Below are 23,326 nucleotides of genomic sequence, written 5' to 3' on the forward strand. Positions count from 1 at the left end.
CCATTTTTTTATGTGCAGATTATGCCAAACCAGTGAGCCGTCGATCTCTTTTCGGGAAGGGCTGGCTTTTCCTATCTATAATAAGGTATATTAATATTATTAGAATTAAGGCTAGACGCAAGGCTGCGGAGGAGGAGAATTGTTTGGAATTTAAAGGAGCTATGGGTGGGATCTACCGACTTACAGAGTGGATTACGAGACTTGCCGCAACCAATCTGTTGTGGGCTATTTGTTCGTCTCCGTTCTTGTTTTTCTTGTTTATGAAACTGCTCGTGATGCAGCAGAACCTGGCTAACGAATCACTACAAATGAACTGGGCTATAGCCATTGTGGCACCGCTTACACTATTTCCGGCAACGTCGGCGCTGTTTACGGTTGTTCGTAAATGGAATATGGGTGATACGGACGTGCCGATCTTCCGTACTTTCTTTGTAGGTTACAAAGAGAACTACAAGCAGAGTTTAATCGGAGGCATCTTCTATACATTGCTGTTTGCCATCATGTATCTGGATTACACAGTATACATGACACAATTCAAGAATATGCAGCTGGTTGGAATTATTATGCTCGTACTGTTGCTGCTGCTCTTTGTTTCTCTCTTTAACTTCTTCTCGATGGTTGTACATTACCACATGTCCATCGGATTGATTATCAAAAATGCGGTTCTATTGACGCTGATTAGACCATTCCGTGTATTTTCCACGTTGTTGGGAAGTGGATTGTTGTTCTATATCGGTTTTCGTTATCCGGTCTTGTTCATCTTCTTCATTATTAGTATTGTTGCCTGGTTTGCTTTCTTCAACTTCTACGCAACGTTTAATAAGATGCAGGAGCAGATGGAGAAGATGCAGCTGAAGAAAGAAGAAGAGGAAGCTGCACAAGCCGCTGAACAGGCAGGGGAGTCAGTTGAGACGATAGAGACGGCTGAACCATCTGAGCTTAAATCATCTGACGAAAAACACGATAATCTCCAAAAATAAAACATGAGCTGTCACCATTTACTTTTTACACAGTTAGGGATATAATAATTGTACATCCTGCGATGTACGTTTCGGTTATTCGTTGTTTTGAACCAATGATGATGTCTTCGGGAGATCAATACAGAATGTTGCTGAAACGCCCTGTCTATATGACATGGGGACTTCAAAAAACATTTTTGCGGCCACCCACCTGCCAAGCAGGTTCATAAGACAATGTAGCCGGACGGCATAGGCGGGTTCCTATTTTATCATGTACAGCACCCTGACTCTTTCCTCTAATCGAGGAATTTCAGGGTGCTTTTTATTTGAGCTTATTTTGTTGAATAGGCTGTATTTTGTTAAAAGTGTCGCTTGCCCTTTTGTTACTACATGAACAATGTTACACTAGTATACATAAATGGAACGGTTACATTCAAAGGAGGAAGGGTCTTGACCTTAAAGAGAACGCTCGTCGGTATCATCCGCAGCATGGAGGGAACCAGCGATCGAGCCAAGGATCCCAAATTAAAAACACGGTATTATAACTTATCCAAAGACAGAGCCTGGGAAGAGGTTTCTTCGACACTCAAAAAAATTCCGGGTTATAAAGTGCTGCATGAAGTGCCTTCTGTAGGAGAGGTCATACTGGAGAAGCGGACTACCTTTGGACGGACGATGGATATTACGGTTTCCATTATATCGGTAAGTCCTGTACGCAGTGCGGTCGATATGTATTCGGCTTCACGTGGTTCACTTGGAGATCTGGGTTCTAATTATCGCACGATCATGAACTTGTTCTCCGTATTGGATAAGAAGCTAAGTAAGTATAAGTCAAATGATTGAAATAGATGGGTGAATAACAAAAAGCGAGAGAAGGTTAACCTTCCTCGCTTTTGTTCTGAACGTGAACTACCTTTTACAGCAAGGCTTTTACAGCGGAAATCGCTTGCTCGAAGTTAGGGGAGTCTGTCATTTCAGGCAGATATTCCACATATGTAATTCGGTCTTCAGCATCCAGCACGAAGATGGAGCGCATGTCCAATTGGAATTCTTTGATCAGAACACCGTAGTCTTCACCGAATGAACGTGTTTTGTAATCAGACAGTGTTACGACGCGATCAACTCCGGCTGCTCCACACCAGCGTGCTTGTGCAAATGGGAGGTCAACGCTTACTGTCAATACGACAACATTGTCTCCAAGATCTCCTGCTTCAACGTTGAAGCGACGGGTTTGGGCATCGCATACGCCAGTATCCAGTGAAGGAACAACGCTGATTAATTTGATTTTACCTGCGAAGTCTTTCAAGGATGCATCTTCAACCAGGTTTTTACTCAGTGTAAAATCGGGTGCTTGATCGCCCACTTTCAATTCGGGTCCGATCAATGTAATAGGGTTGCCTTTAAAGGTGGCTGCGCCTGTACGTTCTTGTGCCATAATAATGTTCCTCCTTATAAGTTGGTGATCCGTGCCAAAATCCATTATAATCTTTTATGAAAGGCATTGTCCAATTCGGACGAAGGATCATTAGAATGGGTCAGACTTACAGGCCGATCTGAACAGGGTGGAGTGAAAGCAGAAACTTATGATATTTATAAGGTATGAGAACTGGAAAAGTTATTTGAAATTTTTTCCTTTGACGTCGATTCTTTTAATTGCCAATGTTGTTATGTTTATTGTATTGAGTTTGAACGGTGGTTCCACAAACAGTATGACGTTGCTTAAGTTTGGAGCGCTTGTTAACCACGAGTTATTTGCAGCAGATTGGTGGCGTTACATTACGTCCATGTTCTTGCATGCTGGTTTCAGTCATTTGTTGTTTAACAGCTTTGCTCTCATCGTATTTGCACCACCAATGGAACGGCTGCTTGGGTCGGTAAGATATGGTGTGTTGTACTTGGGTGGAGGCATTCTGGGCAACATTCTGGCTGTTGCGTGGTATAACTCGGTTGGAGCGACGACAATCTCGGTGGGTGCTTCAGGAGCAATCTATGCAATCTATGGTGCGTTTCTGTATGTAGCTTTGTTCCAGCGGACAATGATGGACGAGACCTCACGTAAAACGTTGTATACACTGCTTGTATTCGGAATTATTTTTTCCTTTGCCATGACAGGCATTAACTGGATGGCGCATTTGGGTGGGTTGTTAGGTGGATTCTTCATTTATGGACTTCTCATCCGCTTGTGGAAACCCCGCAGCTTTAAGCAGTAGTCGGATTGATCTGAAGACGGAATGCAATCAAGGATAAGTAGGGTATAGCAGATTGGAGAGATCAGTGGCAGTGGAATTAAGACAGTTGCATTACTTTTTGAAAGTGGCACAGAAGGAGCATGTTACGCAGGCGGCGGAGGAATTGCACGTAGCGCAGTCTGCGGTGAGTCGTCAGATTCATCAGCTGGAGGAAGAACTGGGAGTAGACCTCTTTATGCAAAAAGGGCGAAATCTGCAGTTGACCGCCGTTGGGCAGCTCTTTTGCAAACGGGTTGAAGGTATATTGAAAGATCTGGACAAAGCGGTCGGGGAGGTTCATGAGTTTCTCGACCCGGAGCATGGTGAAATTCGTATCGGTTTTCCTCATAGTCTCGGTATTCACTTGATTCCTTCGGTTGTAGCAGCGTTCCGTCAGCGTTATCCTAACGTCAAATTCAGATTCAAGCAAGGCATGTTCCCAACGCTCATTCGTGATGTGTTATCGGCTGAAGTGGACTTGGCATTTATATCTCCATTTCCGGAAAAGCACGACCAGGTAGATGGTGACATTGTGCTTACGGAAGAACTGCATGCAATCCTTCCGCCCAATCATCCATTGGCTGGTGAAGAGAGCATTGCGTTAGAGCAACTTAAAGATGATAAGTTTGTATTATTCAGTAAAGGGTATTCTCTGCGTCCGATTGTTTGGCACGCATGTCTTGAAGCAGGGTTTACGCCCAAGATTGCTTTTGAGGGTGAAGAGACGGATACCATTCGTGGGCTGGTTGCTGCTGGTATGGGAGTGAGTTTACTGCCAGAAATGGCGCTTTTCCAGACGAATCCGCTGCAACCGGCACATGTAGCCATTTCTCATCCCAAAGTCACGCGTACGATTGGGTTGATCCATCGAGCGGATGACAAGCTTCCGCTTGTTGCGCAGTCATTTCGTTCATTCTTGCTTAATTATTTCGGTTTACAGCAAAACAATACCCCATCCGATTAACGGTGGGGTATTGTTTTTTTGTTTTTGTATTGAATTAGTCGCGGCTATTGAAAATTCCGATGTAACGAACCAGTTCCAGCAATGAGATTAACGCTGCAGCGACGTAAGTTAATGCTGCGGCATTCAATACTTTGGCGACGCCTCTTTCTTCTTCGTTCCGGATATAACCTTCCGATACCATAATCTCTCTTGCGCGATTACTAGCATTAAACTCAACCGGCAACGTAATGAGTTGGAACGCAACGGTTACGGAGAAGAAAATAATACCAATACCGACAAGGTTCATTGCATTAAAGATGAATCCGGCAATGAGCAAGAAGGGCGCAAGTCCGGATGCAAAGTTGACGATCGGGAAAATCCGGTGACGTAGTGCCAACATCGGATAACTTTCCTTGTGCTGGATCGCATGGCCAACTTCGTGACACGCAACGGAGACAGCTGAGATTGAATTTTCATAATATACAGGCTCAGACAACCTTACGACACGATTGATTGGATCGTAGTGATCGGAGAGTGCTCCACGCACGGGTTCAATAGGGACGTCGTGTAGGCCATTGGAATCAAGCATGTGACGGGCAGCATCGTAACCGGTCATTCCATTCAGGTTTTTAACATTAGACCAACGATTGAATGTACTCTTAACGCGAAATTGCGCCCATAAGGAGAGCAAAAAGGCGATAATGATCAAAACGAACATACCGTTATTAAAACTCATATTCATTCCTCCGCTTTCTAAATAATAAGCTACATCATGGTGTTCTCAAGCAAGATTTTCAAAGCTTCCATCGTACCAGCACTTTTGGTGAGCAGTCCGGCCATCATCTTGCGTGCTTGTACAGGTTTCATCTCGCCTAGCAGCGGTTTAAGCTCATTCACCTCTCGCTCCAGCTGTTGCACGTGGAGCTCCAATGTTGTCAGTTTGCTGGCAACCTGTTCTTCCGTGCTCACCAGACTCCACTTCTCAAGAGATTGTTTAATCTCGTCGAGACTATATTTCTCTTGTTTCATGTGTACAATACGTTCGAGCCTGGTTAAAGTTTCATTACTATAAAGACGATAGTTTTTTTCTGTGCGCTCTTCAGGAGCGATGAGACCGAGCTTTGTGTAATAATCAATCGTCCGTTCGCTCACACCTGCAGTTTTGGCAAGTTCGCCAATCCGAAACAATTTCATATCCCCAATGATATTCACCTCGCTTGCAAGTTCAAATGTAGGGAATTGTAGATTCCAGTTGCGGCTTTGCATAACCCGCCCAATTTTTTTCTTACTATTAGTTATGATACATGATCTTTAACCATACAGTCAAACGTTACGCTTTGGCGGCTGTCAAGCTGCGTTTCTATATCTATGTACTCATGGGACATGATTATGTACTTAAGTGCAAGAAAAAGACGTATGACTTTATTCCCAGAAATATTTTTCAATTTTGCTGAAAATACTCTTGTCAAATTTCCTGTCTTCTGCTTATAATGGCATTAAGAGTTTCACGATATGTGAAGAAACTTAACATAAGAGGGAGTGGGGTATATGAGAAAGAAATGGTTGGTTTCGGTGTTAATAATGCTTACTTTATTGGCTTTCCCGGTCAGCGCATTTGCAGCTGCGGAGGGGCCGACTAACATCGAACTTCAAAGCGGTCTGAACTCAGCCTTTACGTTTCTGGCTGTTGTGCTGGTTTTCCTGATGCAAGGGGGATTTGCTTTACTTGAAGCGGGTTCAACTCGAATGAAAAACGCAGGACACATTGCGGGTAAAACAATCCTGACATTGGGAATTTCAGTTATTGCCTTCTGGGCTCTAGGCTTCGGTCTTGGTTTCGGTAATGGTAACAGTTTCTTCGGAACAACCGGATTTTTCCTGAGTGGGGACGGAATGGCTGCTTCGTTCGAATCACTGGCCTTCTCTGATGTTCCGCTAACAATCAAGTTTGTATTCCATCTTGCCTTTGCAGCAGTATCCCTGGCCATTGCCTGCGGTGGTATGGCTGAACGTGCAAAGATGAGTGTATATATCGTTTTCGGTACGCTGTACACCATTATCATGTATCCGGTTGTTGCTCACTGGGTATGGGGCGGCGGCTGGTTGGCTGAGCTTGGTATGCAAGACTTTGCAGGTTCGACGGTTGTCCACTTGACAGGTGCAACTGCCGCACTGGTAGCTACCATCTTGTTGAAGCCGCGTATCGGCAAATATAACAAAGATGGTAAACCTAACATCATTCCAGGTCATAACCAAGTTTATTCGGTACTCGGTGTAATTATCCTTTGGATCGGTTGGTTCGGTTTCAACCCAGGTAGTACATTATCTGCCATGGGTGATGGATTCTTCGGTTATGTAGCATTGACTACAAACGTAGCTGCGGCTGCTGGTGGTGTTGCAGCACTGTTGATCTCATGGGCTGTATTGGGTAAATCTGATATTCCTAGCATGCTGAACGGGGTGCTTGCGGCACTCGTTGCCATCACAGGTGCTTGTGCTTTCGTTGAACCATGGGCAGCGCTGGTTATTGGTGCTCTGGCAGGTATTATCACATTCTTCACTGCTCAATTCTTTGAGCGTAAAGGAATTGATGATCCAATCTACGCCTTCTCTGTACACGGTATTGCCGGTATGTGGGGAGCGATCTCCACAGGTTTGTTTGCAACACCAGAACTTGCTGAGAATGCAGGCGTAGGTCAAGCGGGTCTGTTCTATGGTGGCGGTTTCCACCAACTGGGCGTTCAGCTTCTGGGTCTGGCAGGCGCATTTGCCTTCGTACTGATTATGTCCTTCATTATTCTCGGTGGTATGAAAGCTATCATGGGAATCCGTGTAACGGAAGAAGAAGAAACGATGGGTCTGGATTTAAGTGAGCATGGTACTTACGGGTACCCTGAACAAATGAAAAATGTAGAAACTAAATCCAATGGCGGTACGTTCAGCTCCTAAGAGGAATGATTGCTGAATCATGCTTCAAGGAGGCTGGACATGATGGAACCCATCCCGTATATAAATCAATCCTGGTCCTATCAGGGAATAGATGGTGCGGCATCTTCTCAAGAACTGCGCCAGGCACGTGTGATATTGCAGAATGAGCTCCAGGAACTGTTGTCCGCTTCCTTGTCGCCGATTGAATGGTACCAGACGGTAAATGAACTGCATGACAGGGTTGCTCGGCGGGCAGTAGAGTTATGCATCCAGGGGATGGTAGAGGAAGGCTTAGGCCGACCTCCCGTCCCCTATGCCTTTATCGTATTTGGCAGTTCCGGCAGGCAAGAAGCGACGTTATGGAGTGATCAGGATAATGGCATGATTATCAGCGATACCCCGGATGAGGGGAAAGAGGTATATTTTGCCGAACTTGGACTTCGAATGACCGATATGTTGGAGGCACTTGGCTACGCCAAATGTGAAGGCAAAGTGATGTGCTCGGAGCCTTTATGGAGGAAAACGCTGGAGTCATGGAAGGAACAACTGAAAGCATGGGGATCGGACCTGTCATGGGAGCCGGTTCGCAATCTGATTATCGCTTCAGACATGCGTTTTGTTGCAGGTGAGCCACAGCTTGCGGAGGAATGGATTTCTGCATTTTACGAAGGATTCAGATCGGTTCCTGAGCTTTCTGATGCTGTGCTGCGCAATACCGTTAAACATAAGGCAACACTGAACATCCTCGGAAGGGTAGTGACCGAACGATTCGGTGAACATGCAGGTGGATTCGATGTGAAATACGGCTTGTATATTCCGCTGGTGAACAGTGCGCGTTTTCTGGCTTTACAGCACGGTATCAAAGAAACGTCCACGCTCAAGCGGATTCAGAGATTGGTATCACTCGAAGCAGTTCCGCTTACTTTGCTGGATTCAGCTCAGCGAGCCTTTATGACGGCTTTGAAACTGCGACGCAGTACACCCGTTGTGATGAAACAGGGGTTACAGCATAGCGGTGGTTTCCTAAATGAGAGACAGTTGAAGGAAAAACAAATGCTTTATGAACTCCGGGATACGTTAGGGTTGGTGCGGCGAGTACATCGTGCGCTGCAAAGACAACTTCGTTTTGCAGAAAGGAGACGTCCATGAGAGAGCCGGCAAGGGGCAATACTGGATTCTGGAATTCGCTGCGCCAGGGAGGGGTTCCTTCCGCCATCGCTTCCATAATGGGAGCCCCTACGGCGCAACATATGGCGTTCATCCGTTCGATGATGAGAGAACAGCGCAGACCCGAGGTACTGCACACACCCTTGAACGAATTGAATGCTGTCGTATTCGATCTAGAAACGACGGGCTTCTCTCCTCAGCATGGGGATGAGATCCTTTCCTTTGGGGCGGTGCGTATTAATGGCGGTGTGATGTTGGAGAATGAGCAGTTCTATACGTTGGTTCAGTCCAAAGTCTCCGTTCCGGAACATATTACTGAACTGACGGGAATTACTCAGGAAATGACGATGCATGCTCCGTCGTTGCTAGAAGGCTTGCATGACTTCATGTCTTTTGTTGGCGGAAGTGTACTGGTTGCCCATGCAAGCGCGCATGATCGGGCTTTTCTGAATGCGGCCTTGTGGCGGACATCCAAAGTAAGGTTAACGCACCGGCTCATCGATACGATGATGCTGGCACGTTGGCTAGAACCAAACAGGCCGGGCTATGGTCTGGATGAATTGCTGGAATCCAAAAGCATTCCGATCTATGGACGCCACCATGCTTTGGAGGACGCTAAAATGACTGCACAGTTATGGTCCTGTTACCTGGAGGATATGTCTCGCAAAAATGTAGAAACATTGGGTGATCTGTACACCCAGTTAAGTCACGCATAGCTGGGCGGGCTGTAAGTTGTATGATTGGTCATAGCTCATTCCAATGCTTGAATCAACATTTGAATGAATTTGATAACCATTTAGAAGCATCTTTGATTGTGTACCAGTTGTCTGATCAGGCGAGCCTATAAAATATACCTGGAGTAGTCTGGCGAAAATCGGTAGGTTACGCAGATCCTCATTGGAAGGTACGGGAGTGGTTCGGGGGTGGGAGTGAAAGAGTCCGATAAGTTGTGGCTCATTGAACACACACCGGATCCATTCTGCATCATCCAATGCAAAATGGTGCAGCGGGTCAGGCGCTACGTTACGAATGGGCTGAAACCGACTGATTCGTATGCCGCCCGCTGCGGCTTCACCCAGCACAACCCCGCAGGTTTCCTGTGGCAGTGAAGCGAACATGTACTTAGACATCTCCTGTTCTACGGAGGAAGGGATGTATAAGGTGTTTTGCTGCCCGTGAAGTGCTGCCATTTGTATTCACCCCTCTCTCTTTGGCTCCTGCTTCGGCAGGAGTCCTTTTTTATTTTATTTTGTGTGACTCCGATTGTAAAATTTTAAAGGAAAAGGGTACAATATGATAGAGATCTTGAAATATCTCACATGTTAGAAGAGCGTGAATCTCAATATGTTTGATTATACAAAAGGGTGGCTGGTCATGAAACGAAATATATACATACTGCTGGGTGTTGTTTTGCTTGTGGGCATTGCTTTGGCCCAAAATGCAGATAACGGAATCGCAGCCGTGTTTAAGCAAGAGGAGCCAATGCCGACGGAGACGGGGCCTAAAGCGGGTTTACTGGCACCAGCATTCTCTTTGAAAGCCATGGATGGGAAAACCTACGCTGTAGGTGGAGCCAAGGAAAAGGCCATCTTCGTCAGTTTCTGGGCATCCTGGTGTGAACCGTGCAAGCAGGAAGCTCCTGCGCTCAATACATTGGCAGCGAAATACAAGGAGAAACTGGATCTCTACGGTGTGAATGTAACTTCGTACGATAAAATCAGGGATGCCAAAGCTTTTGTAGATGAATACAAACTGACGTTCCCTATTCTGCTCGATGAAGACGGAACAGCATATGCCAAATATAACGGTTTAGCTTTTCCAACGAATGTACTGATTGATTCCCGAGGAGTCGTTCAGGAAATTATCTTGGGGATTTTGCCTGAGAAAGAGTTGGAGCGCAAAATCAAGGAGTTAATTGAGGATTAACCAAGCAAGAAGCTAGTCAAGCGAGAAGCAAAAGCGCCTGTCTTCCAATGTTTTTTGGAGACAGACGCTTCTTTTATTTTCCGGGAAATATGCATTAATGGTTGCTTAGTCCGTGAGCAGGGATGTTGACTACGCCAGGCTCGTCCTGCAATTTTTCTTGAAGAAGGGCATAACGGAAACTGTGTACGAGGGCTTCCCAGCTCGCTTCAATCACGTTCTCGGATACACCGACTGTATTCCACGTGTTTTCCGTGTTTTTAGATTCAATTAATACACGAACCTTTGCGGCAGTAGCATCTTTCTCATCCAGAACACGTACTTTATAGTCGGACAGATGCATGTTGGCAAGGGAAGGGAAATACTGCACAAGTGCTTTCCGAAGTGCGTTATCCAGTGCATTAACCGGACCGTTGCCTTCAGCTGCGGTATACGCACTTGTTCCGCCTACGTTAAGTTTAACAAAGGCTTCCGAAACAACAGACTTGCCAGCCACTTTTTCAACAAGCATCTTGAACGATTCAAAGGTAAACAATTCTTTCATGTCACCGTTGGCTTCACGAATCAACAATTCAAGAGAGGCATCGGCGCCTTCGAACTGATAGCCCTGATGTTCCAGATCTTTGATTTTCTCAATGATCTGACGTGAGTTGGCACTGCTTGGATCGAATTCAAGACCCAGTTCCTGTGCTTTGGACACAATGTTACTTTGTCCTGCCAGTTCGGAAACGAGCACACGCTGTTTATTACCAACCAACTCAGGAACGATGTGTTCGTAAGTTCGGGAATCACGCAAGATGGCAGAGACGTGAATACCGCCCTTGTGAGCGAAAGCAGCATTTCCGACATAAGGCTGGTTGATTGGCATATTTACGTTGGCAATCTCACTGACATAACGGGCAACATTCGTGAGCTGTCTCATTGAATCCTCAGAAACGCACTCATATCCAAGCTTCAGTTGCAGGTTAGGGATAATGGAAGCCAGATTAGCATTACCACATCTCTCTCCATAACCGTTCATCGTACCTTGCACCTGTCTGGCACCAGCTTGTACAGCGCTTAAGGTGTTGGCTACAGCAAGTTCACAGTCATTATGTGTATGAATGCCCAGATGGGCTTGCGGAAGTCGTCCAGCGAGAGTGGACACGATCTCGTACACTTCATGCGGCATCGTTCCACCGTTGGTGTCACACATTACAAGCCAGTCCGCTCCAGCTTCATGGGCTTTGGTCAATACAGCCTGTGCATATTCTGGATTGTTCTTAAATCCATCGAAGAAATGCTCTGCATCAAAAATGACTTCCATATCGTTTTGTTTCAGATAGGCAATGGAGTCGTAGATCATCGACAGATTTTCTTCCAAAGTGGTCTGCAAAGCAGTGTGTACGTGGAAATCCCACGACTTGCCTACCAGAGTCGCTGCCTGAGCACCGGATTCAATCATGCGCTTCAAGTTGGCGTCTTCACTGGCGATGCTACCTTTACGACGCGTACTGCCAAAAGCGACAACCTTCGCGTTCAGGTTCAGTTCCTTGACTCTTTTGAAAAACTCAATGTCCTTGGTGTTGCTGCCTGGAATTCCGCCTTCAATATAATGAGCACCCAGGTCATCGAGCTTCTTGGCAATTTTGAGCTTGTCATCTGCCGATAAGCTGACTCCCTCCCCTTGTGTGCCGTCACGTAAAGTCGTATCGAAGATGGAGATGGCCTTTGACATGAAGATCCTCCTTTAAGATGAAGCGCTTTTTTTAGAAAGTTTAATGGTGTGTTTAAAAAACATATGGGCATGTTGGTGACGAATCCTTCGATTCTGTACCGCTACACTGTATTAAATTCAAAGTGTAGATTTGTCCTAAAATCGTGAATTTGTATAATTAATTATTATAGCACCATTATCGCCAAATGCTACATCGAATTCACCATTTGGTGTAACAAATGATGGATTGTAGAGTTAAGTGAGCTGTAAACGTAGTCTTGTAATATGTTATGCTTCATCTAAATACAAGTATTCCAGGATTGCATAGGGATTCAAATCCTGTCTTTATAAATGGAGGGAAGAGGATGCATTTTGTGTGGGAGAATACAATTATTTCATTCATTATAATTGCTATTATCGTCGTTGCCGTGTGGGGTATCATTCGATCGATCGTTAAATCTCGCCGATAACAAGGGGATATAAATGATTTTTACATAAGGGAATTTGATATAATAGAGTAGAGATTGCATGTAACGGAATTGTGTATACGAAAGGGCGGTGGGGATCATGTCTTCAGACCAAACGCATAACAACATTAATGTAGATCGATATTATCCTACCGCCGGACGAGTGATTTTGCATGTCGATATGAATGCTTTTTATTGCTCTGTACATGAAGCCGAGGAACCGGAATTATATAGAGGAAAAGCGACGGCCGTTGCTGGCAGTAGTGAAGTGCGCAAAGGTGTCATTGTAACTTGTTCTTACACGGCACGAAGCAGGGGTATTTCCACAGGTATGGTCGTTCATCAAGCATTGAAGAAATGTCCTGACTTAATTGTGATTCGTCCGGATTTTCATTTATATCGTAGGTATTCGAAAGAATTCATGAAAATAGCTTACAGTTATACACCATTGCTTGAAGCGACCTCAATCGATGAGTGTTACCTCGATATTACGGGGTCCAGACAGTTTGGTACACCGCTGGAGATTGCGGAAAGTATTCAGACCAGAATCCGGGATGAGCTGGGGATGCCCTGTTCGATCGGAATTGCACCCAACAAGCTGCTTGCCAAGATGGCCTCTGATTTGAAAAAGCCTAATGGCATTTCGATTTTGCGGATGAGGGATGTACCTCAGATTTTGTGGCATAGACCTTGTAACGAGATGTTTGGGATCGGGAAAAAGACAGCGGAAAAGCTGAAGAAGCTGGGCATTGAAACCATAGGCCAGCTGGCCAAATCAGACGAGCGGATGTTAACCGATGTGTTTGGAATTAATGGTTCTTGGTTAAAAAATTCAGCAAACGGCATTAATCATTCGGCAGTTCAGGCTGAACGTGAAGCGAACAAATCGATCGGACATACAACAACGCTGCCTGCGGATATATCTGAAATGGATGATGTACATCGGGTTTTGTTGAATATAAGTGACCAGGTTGCCAGACGGTTGCGCAAGCACGAAATGCTCAGTCAGGGCATTCAGATTACGATTCGTACACCGGATATGAAGACGATTACGAGATCACGGATGATGGAAGTGCCTACTGAAGATGCTTCGATCATATACCGGGAGGCCTGTGCTTTATTTGCGAAACATTGGCGCGGCGGGAAGCCTGTTCGTATGTTGGGTGTGACCCTCCAAACGCTGATTCCACGTGAGGAGTCCGCGATACAGCTTGATCTGTTTGAATATGAGCAGAAACCGAAGAAGGAAAACCTGATTCGCATTATGGATCAGTTACGTGACAAATTTGGTGAGAATGCTGTCGTTACAGCTGGCATGCTGGGGGATGATCCTTCCGTATTACTGCGCAATCATAAAGTCCGGGGAACATCGCTGCAAAAAGATAATTTGCAAAGTCTCGATTAAATAGGGCATAATGGAGTCTTGAGGCTGTTAAAATTATTTGTAATAACTCTTACTTTGTATTAATATGTTTCTAGATAAAAATACTGTACGTTTTTGAATAATAGGAGGAGAGATTGGTAATGAGTAAATTTACTTGGGTAGAAAAAGATACATGTATTGCGTGCGGAGCGTGCGGAGCAACGGCGCCAGACATTTATGACTATGATGATGAAGGTTTGGCAGAAGTGATCTTCGATGGAGATGCCAACAAAGGGATCAAAGCAATTCCGGATGACTTGTTCGACGACATGCAGGATGCTTGCGACGGCTGCCCTACGGACTCCATTAAAGTTGCGGATGAACCTTTCAACAAAGAAGGTTAATTCCTTTCATATGAACATACAAGAGTACATTCTTCTGTCATTGGGACAGTCGAATGTGCTTTTTTTGTCGAATGTTGAGGCTTAGATCCGGGTACTCAAGTCCTATGGATTTCTTGTCATCATTTGCCGATATATATAGAAACGGAAAAAGGCGAAATGATGGAGGATCGGATGCAAAATACTCATCTACGAACATATGTAAAGAAACATCCAGATAATAAAATGGCCTGGTATTTACTCGGTAAGGAATATTTGGGTGAAGGGCAGGAAGCCAAGGCGAACTATTGTTTTCAACAGGCGGGTGAAGTCTACGAGGCTTTCGAACGAAGCAAGGCACCGGCAGATATATGGGTGGATTATCAGGAGAAGCTGGTTGAGATGGCTGAGCAAAAGGAGAAAAAACATCGTGTTCGCAAGATGTGGCTTACCCTGCTTATGCTGCTTGTACTGGCAGGATTACCACCTGCAGACGCTCCTGGTTTCAATCGGGATGCAGCCGAGGCTTTGGCTTCAGCGTTGGAATCGACGGACGATTCCATGGATAGCGAATCAGGGAATAACCCGATGGAAGACTTGGCTCTTGTTGCAAAATCCAATGTGTTTACAGCTGGAGCATTCGGTGGAGGGGACCAGGGTGAGGCTGCACTTGCAGCTGCATGGTCAGGCTCTGGTGCGAAAGTACAGACATCGGCTGTGCTTGGAATGCAGGTCGCAGGTAACTGGACATTATGGAAGCGAAATATGGCGGTGAAATACATCGTTCAGACAAACAGCAGTGGCAAATTAACGGCACAGAGTTATGATGCCAAACAGTGTAACTGTGAACCGCCGGAAGTATCACCGGAGATCAAGCGTCTGGCACAAGCCTGGACAGCCAAACAGGAATCCGCTGCAGCTCTGTCGAGTGCAATGATTACATATAAAAAACAAAACGGTAGCTGGCCGAAAAGTGTGGCGCAACTTGCCCAGCCGTTTCCAAATAATATTCTGGGCGATACTGCACCTGGCATGACCCGGATGTTTTCGGCACTACTTGCCATGCATCAACAAGGGCAAATGGGAAAAGGGAAAAACACAGGTGAGGGAACACGTGAAGGTTCAGATTTGCCGCAAGGCAAAAACGCTGCATTTGTGGATACGTTAGGCGGAAAGCCTTTTTTACAGGATCGGCTTGAAATCATCGTGGACAAGAGCAGACATAAGCTTGCGCTGATTAGTGGCGACACCATTATTCGTAATTACGAGGTGGGGCTCGGAGGAGATCGCACTCCAGAGGGTTCGTTTGTCATTTCAGACAAGGTTGTAAATCCAAATGGTCGCTCTAATGGCGAATTTGGAAGTAGGGGCATGCAGCTATCGGAGACGAATTATGCCATCCATGGGACCAACGAGCCAAACAGTATCGGGCTGGATGAATCCCTTGGATGTGTGAGAATGAGTACTGAAGATGTGGAAGAGCTATTTGCTCTTGCTCCTCAGGGAACTCCGGTACGCATCGGGAAAGATCTGCTGCCAGAGACAGCTATGGTTCCAGAAGCGAAGGATCGCTACCGGTACACACTTGTTCCCAAGCAAAATAATCCGAATAAGACGTATCATTGGTTGAATTAAACGATAAACCAAGTGATTCAGACCGAAGAAAACGTAAAATCCATGCTGGATTGGTATGTAGATGCAGAAACAGTCGGTTGAAGCATTTACAGGTTGGCGATAATAATAAGCGCACCAATGATAATGATCAGTCCACCGACGCTGGCTGCGGTCCAGATAATGGCTTTCCGGTTGACCTCATCTTTCTTTTGCTGCAAAGTAGGTGGTTTGCGTTTGGGAGCCATGGGCTGTTCCTCCTTCATGGAATAAGGCTATATAGATGTAGCCATGCTCCCATTGTAAAGAATTCAACTCGCCATTTCCAGTAGGCGGGTGGATTTCTTGTGAGCATTTTGCATAATACGATTCCTTCTGTCTATGCTCAAACTACTTTCCTTTTGAAGAAGAAACGGATAGACTTGTGTATAGAGTGTTTTTTTACATATGAAAAAGACGGAAAGCAGTTTTTTCAGCGTACCAGACCAGAACGGAGTGAGTGATTTGTTATACAGAAGTCTTGCTAAACCCTTGTTGTTCAAAATGGACCCTGAGCAGGCCCATCATCTAATTATCGGCGGCCTCAGTGGAATGGGGAGTATTCGCCCGGTTCCTTCCGGTTTGCGTGTCATGTATGGCGTGCGTGAAACATCGGATCTGGCTGTGGATATGTTTGGATGTCATTTTCCTACACCTGTAGGACTTGCGGCTGGTTTGGACAAAAACGGACAGGCTGTAACGGGCTTTTCTTCCATCGGGTTTGGCTTCATGGAAGTGGGCACAGTCACACCGCTTGCACAGCCAGGTAACGACCAGCCACGGTTATTCCGCCTGCCTCCCGATGAGGCATTGGTGAACCGGATGGGATTCAATAACCTTGGAGCCGAAGCGATGGCGGGTGAATTGGCACGCCTCACGGAGCGCCGTATTCCAGTGGCCGTAAATATAGGTAAAAATAAGGCGACATCGAATGAAGAAGCACATTTGGATTATGCAAAATGCATTCGAGCGCTATACGATTATGCGGACCTGTTTGTGGTGAATATCAGTTCACCAAATACACCGGATTTGCGTAATCTGCAACATGGGAATGAACTGAAGGAATTGCTTGCCGCTGTGATGAATGAGATGGAGACGCAGCGCAAGAGAGCGGGCGGTTCCGTTAAAACGGTACTGGTCAAAATCGCACCTGATGTGAATGACCAGGAGCTTCAATATATGGTAAGTACCATTGCAGATAGTGGAGTTGCCGGTATCATCGCAACGAATACAACGATCAGCCGCGAGGGTCTGTCTCATCAGCATGCTAAAGAGACAGGTGGACTAAGTGGCAAGCCGCTGCGTGATCGTTCCACGGAAATCATTCGCCAAATCTATCGCCAGACAGAAGGCAAACTGCCAATCATCGGATCGGGGGGCATTTTCACAAGCGAAGATGCTTACGAAAAGATTAAAGCAGGGGCCAGCCTGGTGGAAATATATACGGCATTGATCTATGAAGGACCTGAAGTGAACCGGCGCATTCATGCCGGACTGCGTGAATTGCTGCGCAAAGACGGTTACAGTCATATTTCGGAAGCTGTCGGTGCAGAGCATCGTTAAGCAATGTTTCGGAGTTCCCCGGATTGGAAATTAGAAGCGTGGAAGAGGGTAATGTCGTACGGGACTCTTCCCCCCGCTTAACATCATGTATAATGGATAAGAACAGGGGAAGCTATAGAGACAGGAGGCATAAGCATGGACGGTAGAGACTGGGGTACATTTTTACTTCCTTATGAACAAGCGGTAGAGGAATTGAAAGTTAAGTTTAAAACGATGCGGGCGGAGCTTAAGAAAAGGGAAGAATACGCCCCGATCGAATTCGTTACCGGTCGTGTCAAAAAAATATCCAGCATTCTGGAGAAATCCAGACGCCTGAATGTGCCGCTTGATCAGGTGGAAACAGGCATTGAGGATATTGCAGGTATCCGCATTATGTGCCAGTTTGTGGATGATATTCGGCGGGTAGCCGAGTATATACGTGGACGTAAGGATTTGACGGTATTAATCGAGAAAGATTATATCACCAATTTCAAAGAAAGCGGCTACCGCAGTTTCCATATGATTATTGAGTATCCTGTTCAGACGGCTCTCGGGCAGAAGAATGTACTGGCCGAGATTCAGATTCGGACGCTGGCGATGAACTTCTGGGCCACGATCGAGCACTCCCTTAGTTACAAGTTTCGGGAGAGTCTGCCGGATGATATGCGCGCACGATTGAAAAAGACGGCGGAAGCCGCTTTTGTACTCGATAATGAGATGTCGGCGATCCGTCTGCAAATTCTGGAGGCGCAAAAGGCCTTTGAAGATGACTCCAATATTGTATCAAGAACGCTGAGCATCATACATCAATTGTATTTCTACCACCTCGTGAACGAAGCGATAGAGGCACAAAAGCGCTTCAATGACTGCTGGGAGCGTCATGATATGGAAGGGTTAAAAGACCTTCTGGATGATGTAAAAGCACTTCTGAATGCGGCTAGAAAGGGCGAAAACCCGGATGAGCAGCTATGAGCCGCTGTATGTTGACTATCTGATCTACTTCAATCGCGATCGGGACTACTTTGAATGCCATGAGGTATTGGAAGAACTGTGGCTTGAACGGGATCGAGATTCTCTGTACAAAGGATTGCTACAGATTGCAGTGGGGCTGTATCATTTCAGGAATGATAACCTTCGCGGAGGACGCATGATGTTACAGAGTTCGGTAGATCTGTTAAAGTCATATCCGGAAACTTCGCGAGGTATTGCCCTTGGACCGTTGGTGCAGGAAGTACAGGAGCTGGTTCATGGACTTTCGGGTCCTGAGCCGCAGAAGTTTCCTTACAGAGACTTGCATATTCAGATTCAGGATGAGGTACTGGTGCAGGAGGTTCGAGAACGAGCTCTTGAACTGAAGCCTAATATTCCCCAACGCCGGAGTCCTACACGTGGACGAATCTATGAAGAGAAGATGAAAGCATTGCAGCAGGAGCAGAACTTGCAGAGCGAGTAAGCTTGTAATACAAAGACATCATTCACTTTATCATTAACATGTTCTCAGACATATGATCTATAAAAAACACCCCGACCGTTCCTCTAGAGGAGTTGGCCGGGGTGTTCGATATTAAAGGACATCATTAAAGGTTGGAATGATTCCAGAGCTTGTCCATGAAAAGGACAATATAATCCATGCGGGTCCATCAAATCCACGAAGGGAATATACGATTAGCTTGCCGATGGAGTGGCACTGCCTTTATATTTCTCGAAAAATTGCTTGTAGTCATCCAGTGTATAACCGTTGGCACTGCCATTTTCCTGCAGCCCGCCAACCATGCGGTCTTTCTCAACACCATCCTGATAATATACCAGAGTTGGTGTGTACTCAATGTTATAATCGGTCCAACCGGAATCGAATTCACGCAGATTGAACTGTGGTAGTTGAATGCCTTCCTCATCGACCAGTGGCATCAACTGAGGTGTTGTCGCACGGCAGTGTGAGCAGTCGGAGGCAAAGAAATAGACAAAGAAGCTGTCTTTGTTATCAATTCTAGCTTTCAGATCGTCAGGCAAAATAATTTGTTGGTAGTTCGGATCGTCCAGCAATTCGCGTGTTGCAGGATTAAGCTTGGAAGCGGCGATGCCATAAGCATTCCCCACAGCGTCCATTTGTTTCTTGGATTGCTGGTTCACCAGGACAAGTGCTGCAATCAAAACGACGAAAATACCCAGGAAAATAAGGATCGCAGCGCTTTTCTTTTTCTTCTTGGATTTCATTAAGACATCCCCCATCGATCATATCGAAATATAGTTTTGGCAAAAATACGGGATGGGATAATATGCATAAACACCCGAATTTTTGCACATCAATCAATCTACTTGCCATTATACTACATTACACGCTGTAGTGGAATATGTATGAAGCAATAGGAAAGCATTGCCCGGATATGATAACATAGAACTATATGCAATTTTAACAAGACAGGATGAGTGGGATTATGGCTGTACAGCTGCCTTCGATATTTGCCGAGCGAATGAAAAGCTTGTTAGGCGATGAATTTGAACAATTTATGAAATCTTATGAGCAGTCGCCACATGCGGGGCTGAGAGTGAATACGTTAAAAATATCGCTGGAACAATTCAAGGAAATTGCTCCATTTGATATGCGACCCATTCCGTGGTGCGGAACGGGTTTTTATGTGCCTCATGGAGTTAAGCCGGGGTTACACCCTTATTATCATGCGGGTTTGTATTATATCCAGGAACCAAGCGCCATGGCCCCAGTTGAATTATTGGATGTGAAACCCGGGGAACGTGTGCTGGATCTATGTGCGGCTCCTGGCGGAAAAACAACCCAGATCGCTGCCAAGCTTCAGGGGAAAGGTGTGCTCGTTACGAATGATATCCATGCGGAACGTACGAAAGCCCTCGCCAAAAACGTGGAATTGTATGGAATACGCAATGCCGTTGTATTGAATGAATCACCGGAACGGATTGCGAATGCATTTTCTCATTATTTTGATAAAGTGTTAATCGATGCGCCTTGTTCGGGTGAGGGTATGTTCCGTAAAGATGAGGACATGGTGAAATCCTGGGAAAATCATTCGGTGGAAAAATGTGTGCTGATGCAGCGCGATATTCTGGAGACTGCGGCCAAACTGCTTGCTCCAGGGGGTACCATCGTATATTCCACATGTACATTTGCACCAGAGGAAAATGAAGCGATGATAGCGGAATTCCTGAACATCAATCCTGATTTTGTGGTGAATGACATCCCGGAAAGTGCAGGATTTGCGCCAGGACGTGCGGAATGGGTGCGGCAGATGTTGCCCGAAAAAGCAGAAGAGACGGAATCTGTGCTGGACCAAACGCGCGGCACTGCGAGGTTGTGGCCTCATCTCTTGGAGGGGGAGGGACATTATGTTGCTGTATTGCAGCATCGTGCGGAATCTCTTATCGAAGAAGACGGAAATCAAGAAGAGTGCAGCGTTTTACAAAATGGACAGGCAGTGGGCGCAGATTTCACCGAACCAAGTGAATTGGTAGAACCATTTATCCGTGTATCTGCACCAATCAGTAAAGAAGAGCGGAAACGGGAACGTCTAATGAGAACCGAATCTAGAGAACGCGATAATAAGCATACCCGTGGTGGCAAGGCTCAGGGAAAACAGGGCAAAGGAAACGAACGTGGTGGTCGTAAAAACGAACGGGCTCAGGGGCGAGGAACCGACCAGGCAAATGTCGATCTAGGAACGGTGTATGCTCAATTTGTACAAGAAAATCTGGAAATCGAGCTTGCTGGAGAAACGGTGTATTATGGCGATCGAGTGTATCAATCTTCTGTGGGTGCTGCCCGTCTGGAAGGGCTCAAGGTTATTCGACCAGGGTGGTTTATGGGTACCGTAAAGAATGGGCGATTTGTGCCCTCTCATCCGCTTGCATGCGCTTTGAATGCAGCCGAAGCCCAGAGATCCGTTAACCTATCTTCCGCAGACGGTGAAGCAGTAAGGTATCTCAAAGGAGAGACGTTGAACATCGAAGAATCACGAGTTGAACGTCAAGCAGATACGGCGGCCAAAGGTTATGTGTTGGTGTGTGTGGACGGATTTGCGGCTGGCTGGGGGAAATGGCTGGATGGTGTACTGAAAAATGAATATCCGGCAGGCTGGAGGTGGACATCGGTATGAGTGGAAAAGGCAAACAAACGCTGCGTCTGGATAAAATATTGAGTCATATGGGCGTGGGGTCACGAAGTGAGCTCAAAAAGATGGTAAAACAGGGCAGAATCCGTGTGGACGGTAAACCGGTGAAAGACAGCGGTGTGCAGGTTAATCCAGACGTAAACGTAATTGAAGCTGACGGAGAGCGGATTGTGTATCGTGAAATGATCTACCTGATGCTTCACAAACCACCTGGCGTGGTGTCGGCAACCGAAGATAATCGGGATAAAACGGTGATTGATCTGCTGCGTAAAGAGGAGCGTGTCTTCGATCCGTTCCCTGTGGGACGACTCGACAAAGATACCGAGGGCCTGCTCATTCTAACGAATGATGGGCCACTTGCCCATGATCTGTTGTCCCCGCGCAAACATGTGCCCAAGACGTATGAAGCCCGTGTGCTGGGAAATGTTGAAGAAGAAGATATTGAAAAATTCAAAGCCGGCATTCAGCTGGATGATGGATATGAGACGTTGCCTGCGGAACTGACTGTGCTGGATCGTGAGGAAACGGAAGAGGGCGTGTTTTCTTCCATTTCATTGATCATTCATGAGGGCAAGTTCCACCAGGTGAAGAGAATGTTCCAGGCTGTTGGCAAACGTGTGGTTTATCTGAAACGTGTTGCCATGGGTGACCTGGAGCTGGATGCCAATCTTGAAATTGGCAGTTATCGCGAATTAACCGCTGACGAGTTAGAACGTTTGCGGAAGTAATAGTTCCCTACTTCGCGAAGCGAAGCAAGGAGTCTGGGCAGTGTACGAAGCCTTGCCCACCGTGCCAAAGGTGCGTCAGCTCCCGTCCTTCGCGAAGCGGAGCAGGGAGCCGGGCAGAAGGCGAAGCCCTGCCCGTAATGGTCCCGCTTGAGCTTGGGCGGGGCCGCCGCTGTCAAGCGGCAGACCCGGCAACCAAGCGCTCCCACACCGACCGTCACATAGCAAGATCGAAACCGCCGCCGGTAAACGAGACGGGAGTCCAGAGGGCAGAGCCCTCTGGGGCCCTCCCTCGGAAGGGAGGGTTTGGGTGGGTGCGACTCTTTTACAGATAAGGAATGAAGACAATGACAATTAAATTAATCGCACTGGATGTCGATGGAACGCTGCTTAATGATCATCATGAACTTACCGAATTGACGCAAGAGACCTTAATTCGTGCTTCCCGTCAGGGAGCTGAGATTGTTCTGTGTTCAGGCAGAGGTCCTGCGAACACGATCCCGTTTATGGAGCAGATGGGACTTGACGGATATGTCATTACACATAATGGGGCAGTAACTGCACAGGTTCAGACTCGTGAAGTGGTGCACCATTTTGCCATGGATGGACAGGGGCTGGAGCCTTTTATATCTTACTGCCGTGCGCAAGGTGTACATTTTGACATCAACACGGCGTTTGGACTCTATGTGGATCAGCCCGAAGGTTTGGAGTTACAGGTACGCGAAATGTATCAAAACTTCATGGCAGAGCCATTAAAGCTGCCGCAATGGGCGGATATGACAGAGCCGCTTGCGAAATTCACAGCGTTTGGACCCATCGAGCAGATGAATGCGGTGCAACAGGAGTGGTCGACCTGGAATCTTCCATATTATATGACGCGTAGCGGTGATTTTTTCATTGATCTTATGCATCCAGAAGCCTCCAAAGGTGCAGCTCTAAAAAGACTGGCCGAAGCAAAAGGAATTCTTCCTTCCGAGATCATGGCGGTAGGTAACTACTACAATGACATCACCATGTTGACCTTTGCAGGCAAAGGGGTTGCGATGGACAATTCCCCGGAAGAAGTCAAGGCAGCTGCGGATGAGGTTACACTTTCGAACAACGATCAGGGTGTGGCCCACGCTATCCAAAAATATGTGTTGTCCGTCTAATAGTTCGCTCTTAAAATCTGAATAGCGTTGTATCTTATAAACTGTCGCTCTCAAGGGTAACCTAA

General features: G+C 46.3%; 24 protein-coding genes and 1 other RNA gene. 18 read left to right on the forward strand and 7 right to left on the reverse strand.

Features of this window, described 5'->3' with window-relative positions; translation table 11 throughout:
- Positions 1-143 precede the first annotated feature (143 nt).
- From BUA17_RS00405 to BUA17_RS00415, 3 genes are all read left to right on the forward strand, one after another.
- The gene (locus BUA17_RS00405) at positions 144-980 is read left to right on the forward strand and encodes a YesL family protein (RefSeq protein WP_063564798.1); all 837 of its coding nucleotides are present in this window, start codon (positions 144-146) and stop codon (positions 978-980) included.
- Between the two features lie 51 nt (positions 981-1,031).
- Positions 1,032-1,223, forward strand: a non-coding RNA gene (gene ssrS, locus BUA17_RS00410) — 6S RNA.
- Positions 1,224-1,409: 186 nt separating this feature from the next.
- The gene (locus BUA17_RS00415) at positions 1,410-1,802 is read left to right on the forward strand and encodes a DUF1499 domain-containing protein (protein WP_024629239.1); all 393 of its coding nucleotides are present in this window, start codon (positions 1,410-1,412) and stop codon (positions 1,800-1,802) included.
- Positions 1,803-1,875: 73 nt separating this feature from the next.
- Here the strand turns inward: BUA17_RS00415 and tpx are convergent, their stop codons facing one another.
- Complete coding sequence (gene tpx, locus BUA17_RS00420; protein WP_063564797.1) at positions 1,876-2,394, reverse strand: thiol peroxidase; 519 nt, start codon at positions 2,392-2,394, stop codon at positions 1,876-1,878.
- Positions 2,395-2,542: 148 nt separating this feature from the next.
- On the opposite strand from tpx, the gene BUA17_RS00425 reads away from it, so the two are divergent.
- Both BUA17_RS00425 and BUA17_RS00430 read left to right on the forward strand, forming a co-directional pair.
- Positions 2,543-3,169 (forward strand): rhomboid family intramembrane serine protease, encoded by a 627-nt coding sequence (locus tag BUA17_RS00425; RefSeq protein ID WP_063564796.1) that lies wholly within the window; start codon positions 2,543-2,545, stop codon positions 3,167-3,169.
- 70 nt (positions 3,170-3,239) lie between these two features.
- The gene (locus tag BUA17_RS00430) at positions 3,240-4,151 is read left to right on the forward strand and encodes a glutamate biosynthesis transcriptional regulator GltC (RefSeq protein WP_024629242.1); all 912 of its coding nucleotides are present in this window, start codon (positions 3,240-3,242) and stop codon (positions 4,149-4,151) included.
- A gap of 34 nt (positions 4,152-4,185) precedes the next feature.
- On the opposite strand, the gene BUA17_RS00435 is transcribed toward BUA17_RS00430, so the two are convergent.
- Both BUA17_RS00435 and BUA17_RS00440 read right to left on the reverse strand, forming a co-directional pair.
- A complete protein-coding gene (locus tag BUA17_RS00435) occupies positions 4,186-4,866 on the reverse strand; it encodes a zinc metallopeptidase (protein ID WP_063564795.1) in 681 nt (226 codons plus the stop codon).
- A gap of 29 nt (positions 4,867-4,895) precedes the next feature.
- Positions 4,896-5,324 (reverse strand): MerR family transcriptional regulator, encoded by a 429-nt coding sequence (locus tag BUA17_RS00440; protein WP_063564944.1) that lies wholly within the window; start codon positions 5,322-5,324, stop codon positions 4,896-4,898.
- Between the two features lie 354 nt (positions 5,325-5,678).
- Here BUA17_RS00440 and BUA17_RS00445 point away from each other — a divergent pair, with 354 nt between their 5' ends.
- From BUA17_RS00445 to BUA17_RS00455, 3 genes are read left to right on the forward strand one after another with little or no spacing between them, the layout of a single operon-like run.
- Positions 5,679-7,079, forward strand: coding sequence for an ammonium transporter (locus BUA17_RS00445; RefSeq protein ID WP_063564794.1), 1,401 nt, complete (start codon positions 5,679-5,681; stop codon positions 7,077-7,079).
- Positions 7,080-7,121: 42 nt separating this feature from the next.
- Positions 7,122-8,207, forward strand: a complete 1,086-nt coding sequence (locus tag BUA17_RS00450; RefSeq protein ID WP_072732304.1) for a DUF294 nucleotidyltransferase-like domain-containing protein — start codon at positions 7,122-7,124, stop codon at positions 8,205-8,207.
- Positions 8,204-8,941 carry an exonuclease domain-containing protein gene (locus BUA17_RS00455; protein ID WP_063564793.1) on the forward strand — a complete coding sequence of 246 codons (738 nt, stop codon included), beginning with the start codon at positions 8,204-8,206 and terminating at the stop codon, positions 8,939-8,941. The genes BUA17_RS00450 and BUA17_RS00455 overlap by 4 nt, the downstream gene beginning before the upstream one ends.
- Here the strand turns inward: BUA17_RS00455 and BUA17_RS00460 are convergent.
- Positions 8,927-9,415, reverse strand: a complete 489-nt coding sequence (locus BUA17_RS00460; protein WP_072732305.1) for a M67 family metallopeptidase — start codon at positions 9,413-9,415, stop codon at positions 8,927-8,929. The genes BUA17_RS00455 and BUA17_RS00460 overlap by 15 nt on opposite strands.
- 184 nt (positions 9,416-9,599) lie before the next feature.
- On the opposite strand from BUA17_RS00460, the gene BUA17_RS00465 reads away from it, so the two are divergent.
- Positions 9,600-10,151 (forward strand): TlpA family protein disulfide reductase, encoded by a 552-nt coding sequence (locus BUA17_RS00465; protein WP_072733430.1) that lies wholly within the window; start codon positions 9,600-9,602, stop codon positions 10,149-10,151.
- Between the two features lie 94 nt (positions 10,152-10,245).
- Here BUA17_RS00465 and cimA read toward each other — a convergent pair whose 3' ends face one another.
- A complete protein-coding gene (gene cimA / locus BUA17_RS00470; RefSeq protein ID WP_072732306.1) occupies positions 10,246-11,865 on the reverse strand; it encodes a citramalate synthase in 1,620 nt (539 codons plus the stop codon).
- A 546-nt stretch (positions 11,866-12,411) separates the two neighbouring features.
- Here cimA and BUA17_RS00475 point away from each other — a divergent pair.
- From BUA17_RS00475 to BUA17_RS00485, 3 genes are all read left to right on the forward strand, one after another.
- Entirely contained in the window at positions 12,412-13,716 is a 1,305-nt protein-coding gene (locus BUA17_RS00475; RefSeq protein ID WP_072732307.1) for a DNA polymerase IV, read from the forward strand.
- Between the two features lie 119 nt (positions 13,717-13,835).
- On the forward strand, positions 13,836-14,078 hold the full coding sequence (locus tag BUA17_RS00480) for a ferredoxin (RefSeq protein WP_024629252.1): 243 nt from the start codon (positions 13,836-13,838) through the stop codon (positions 14,076-14,078).
- Positions 14,079-14,249: 171 nt separating this feature from the next.
- Positions 14,250-15,689: a L,D-transpeptidase family protein gene (locus BUA17_RS00485; protein WP_072732308.1), complete on the forward strand. Its 1,440-nt coding sequence runs from the start codon at positions 14,250-14,252 to the stop codon at positions 15,687-15,689.
- Positions 15,690-15,775: 86 nt separating this feature from the next.
- On the opposite strand, the gene BUA17_RS31045 is transcribed toward BUA17_RS00485, so the two are convergent.
- Positions 15,776-15,913 (reverse strand): hypothetical protein, encoded by a 138-nt coding sequence (locus tag BUA17_RS31045; RefSeq protein ID WP_162842436.1) that lies wholly within the window; start codon positions 15,911-15,913, stop codon positions 15,776-15,778.
- Between the two features lie 256 nt (positions 15,914-16,169).
- Between BUA17_RS31045 and BUA17_RS00490 the strand changes: the two genes are divergently transcribed.
- The 3 genes from BUA17_RS00490 to BUA17_RS00500 all read left to right on the forward strand — a co-directional run bounded on the left by BUA17_RS00490 (position 16,170) and on the right by BUA17_RS00500 (position 18,699).
- Positions 16,170-17,267 (forward strand): quinone-dependent dihydroorotate dehydrogenase, encoded by a 1,098-nt coding sequence (locus tag BUA17_RS00490; RefSeq protein WP_072733431.1) that lies wholly within the window; start codon positions 16,170-16,172, stop codon positions 17,265-17,267.
- Positions 17,268-17,402: 135 nt separating this feature from the next.
- Entirely contained in the window at positions 17,403-18,218 is an 816-nt protein-coding gene (locus tag BUA17_RS00495) for a GTP diphosphokinase (protein WP_063564788.1), read from the forward strand.
- On the forward strand, positions 18,205-18,699 hold the full coding sequence (locus BUA17_RS00500; protein ID WP_063564787.1) for a DUF309 domain-containing protein: 495 nt from the start codon (positions 18,205-18,207) through the stop codon (positions 18,697-18,699). Before BUA17_RS00495 ends, BUA17_RS00500 begins: the two co-directional genes overlap by 14 nt.
- A 212-nt stretch (positions 18,700-18,911) precedes the next feature.
- On the opposite strand, the gene BUA17_RS00505 is transcribed toward BUA17_RS00500, so the two are convergent.
- Complete coding sequence (locus tag BUA17_RS00505) at positions 18,912-19,460, reverse strand: thioredoxin family protein (RefSeq protein ID WP_064639191.1); 549 nt, start codon at positions 19,458-19,460, stop codon at positions 18,912-18,914.
- 221 nt (positions 19,461-19,681) lie between these two features.
- Here BUA17_RS00505 and BUA17_RS00510 point away from each other — a divergent pair, with 221 nt between their 5' ends.
- The 3 genes from BUA17_RS00510 to BUA17_RS00520 all read left to right on the forward strand — a co-directional run bounded on the left by BUA17_RS00510 (position 19,682) and on the right by BUA17_RS00520 (position 23,261).
- Positions 19,682-21,370, forward strand: coding sequence for an RsmB/NOP family class I SAM-dependent RNA methyltransferase (locus BUA17_RS00510; protein WP_072732309.1), 1,689 nt, complete (start codon positions 19,682-19,684; stop codon positions 21,368-21,370).
- On the forward strand, positions 21,367-22,113 hold the full coding sequence (locus BUA17_RS00515; protein ID WP_063564784.1) for a pseudouridine synthase: 747 nt from the start codon (positions 21,367-21,369) through the stop codon (positions 22,111-22,113). The genes BUA17_RS00510 and BUA17_RS00515 overlap by 4 nt, the downstream gene beginning before the upstream one ends.
- 344 nt (positions 22,114-22,457) lie before the next feature.
- On the forward strand, positions 22,458-23,261 hold the full coding sequence (locus tag BUA17_RS00520) for a Cof-type HAD-IIB family hydrolase (RefSeq protein WP_063564783.1): 804 nt from the start codon (positions 22,458-22,460) through the stop codon (positions 23,259-23,261).
- Positions 23,262-23,326 lie beyond the last annotated feature (65 nt).

This window comes from Paenibacillus sp. ov031, from assembly GCF_900143165.1.
Lineage (GTDB): Bacteria > Bacillota > Bacilli > Paenibacillales > Paenibacillaceae > Paenibacillus > Paenibacillus marchantiae.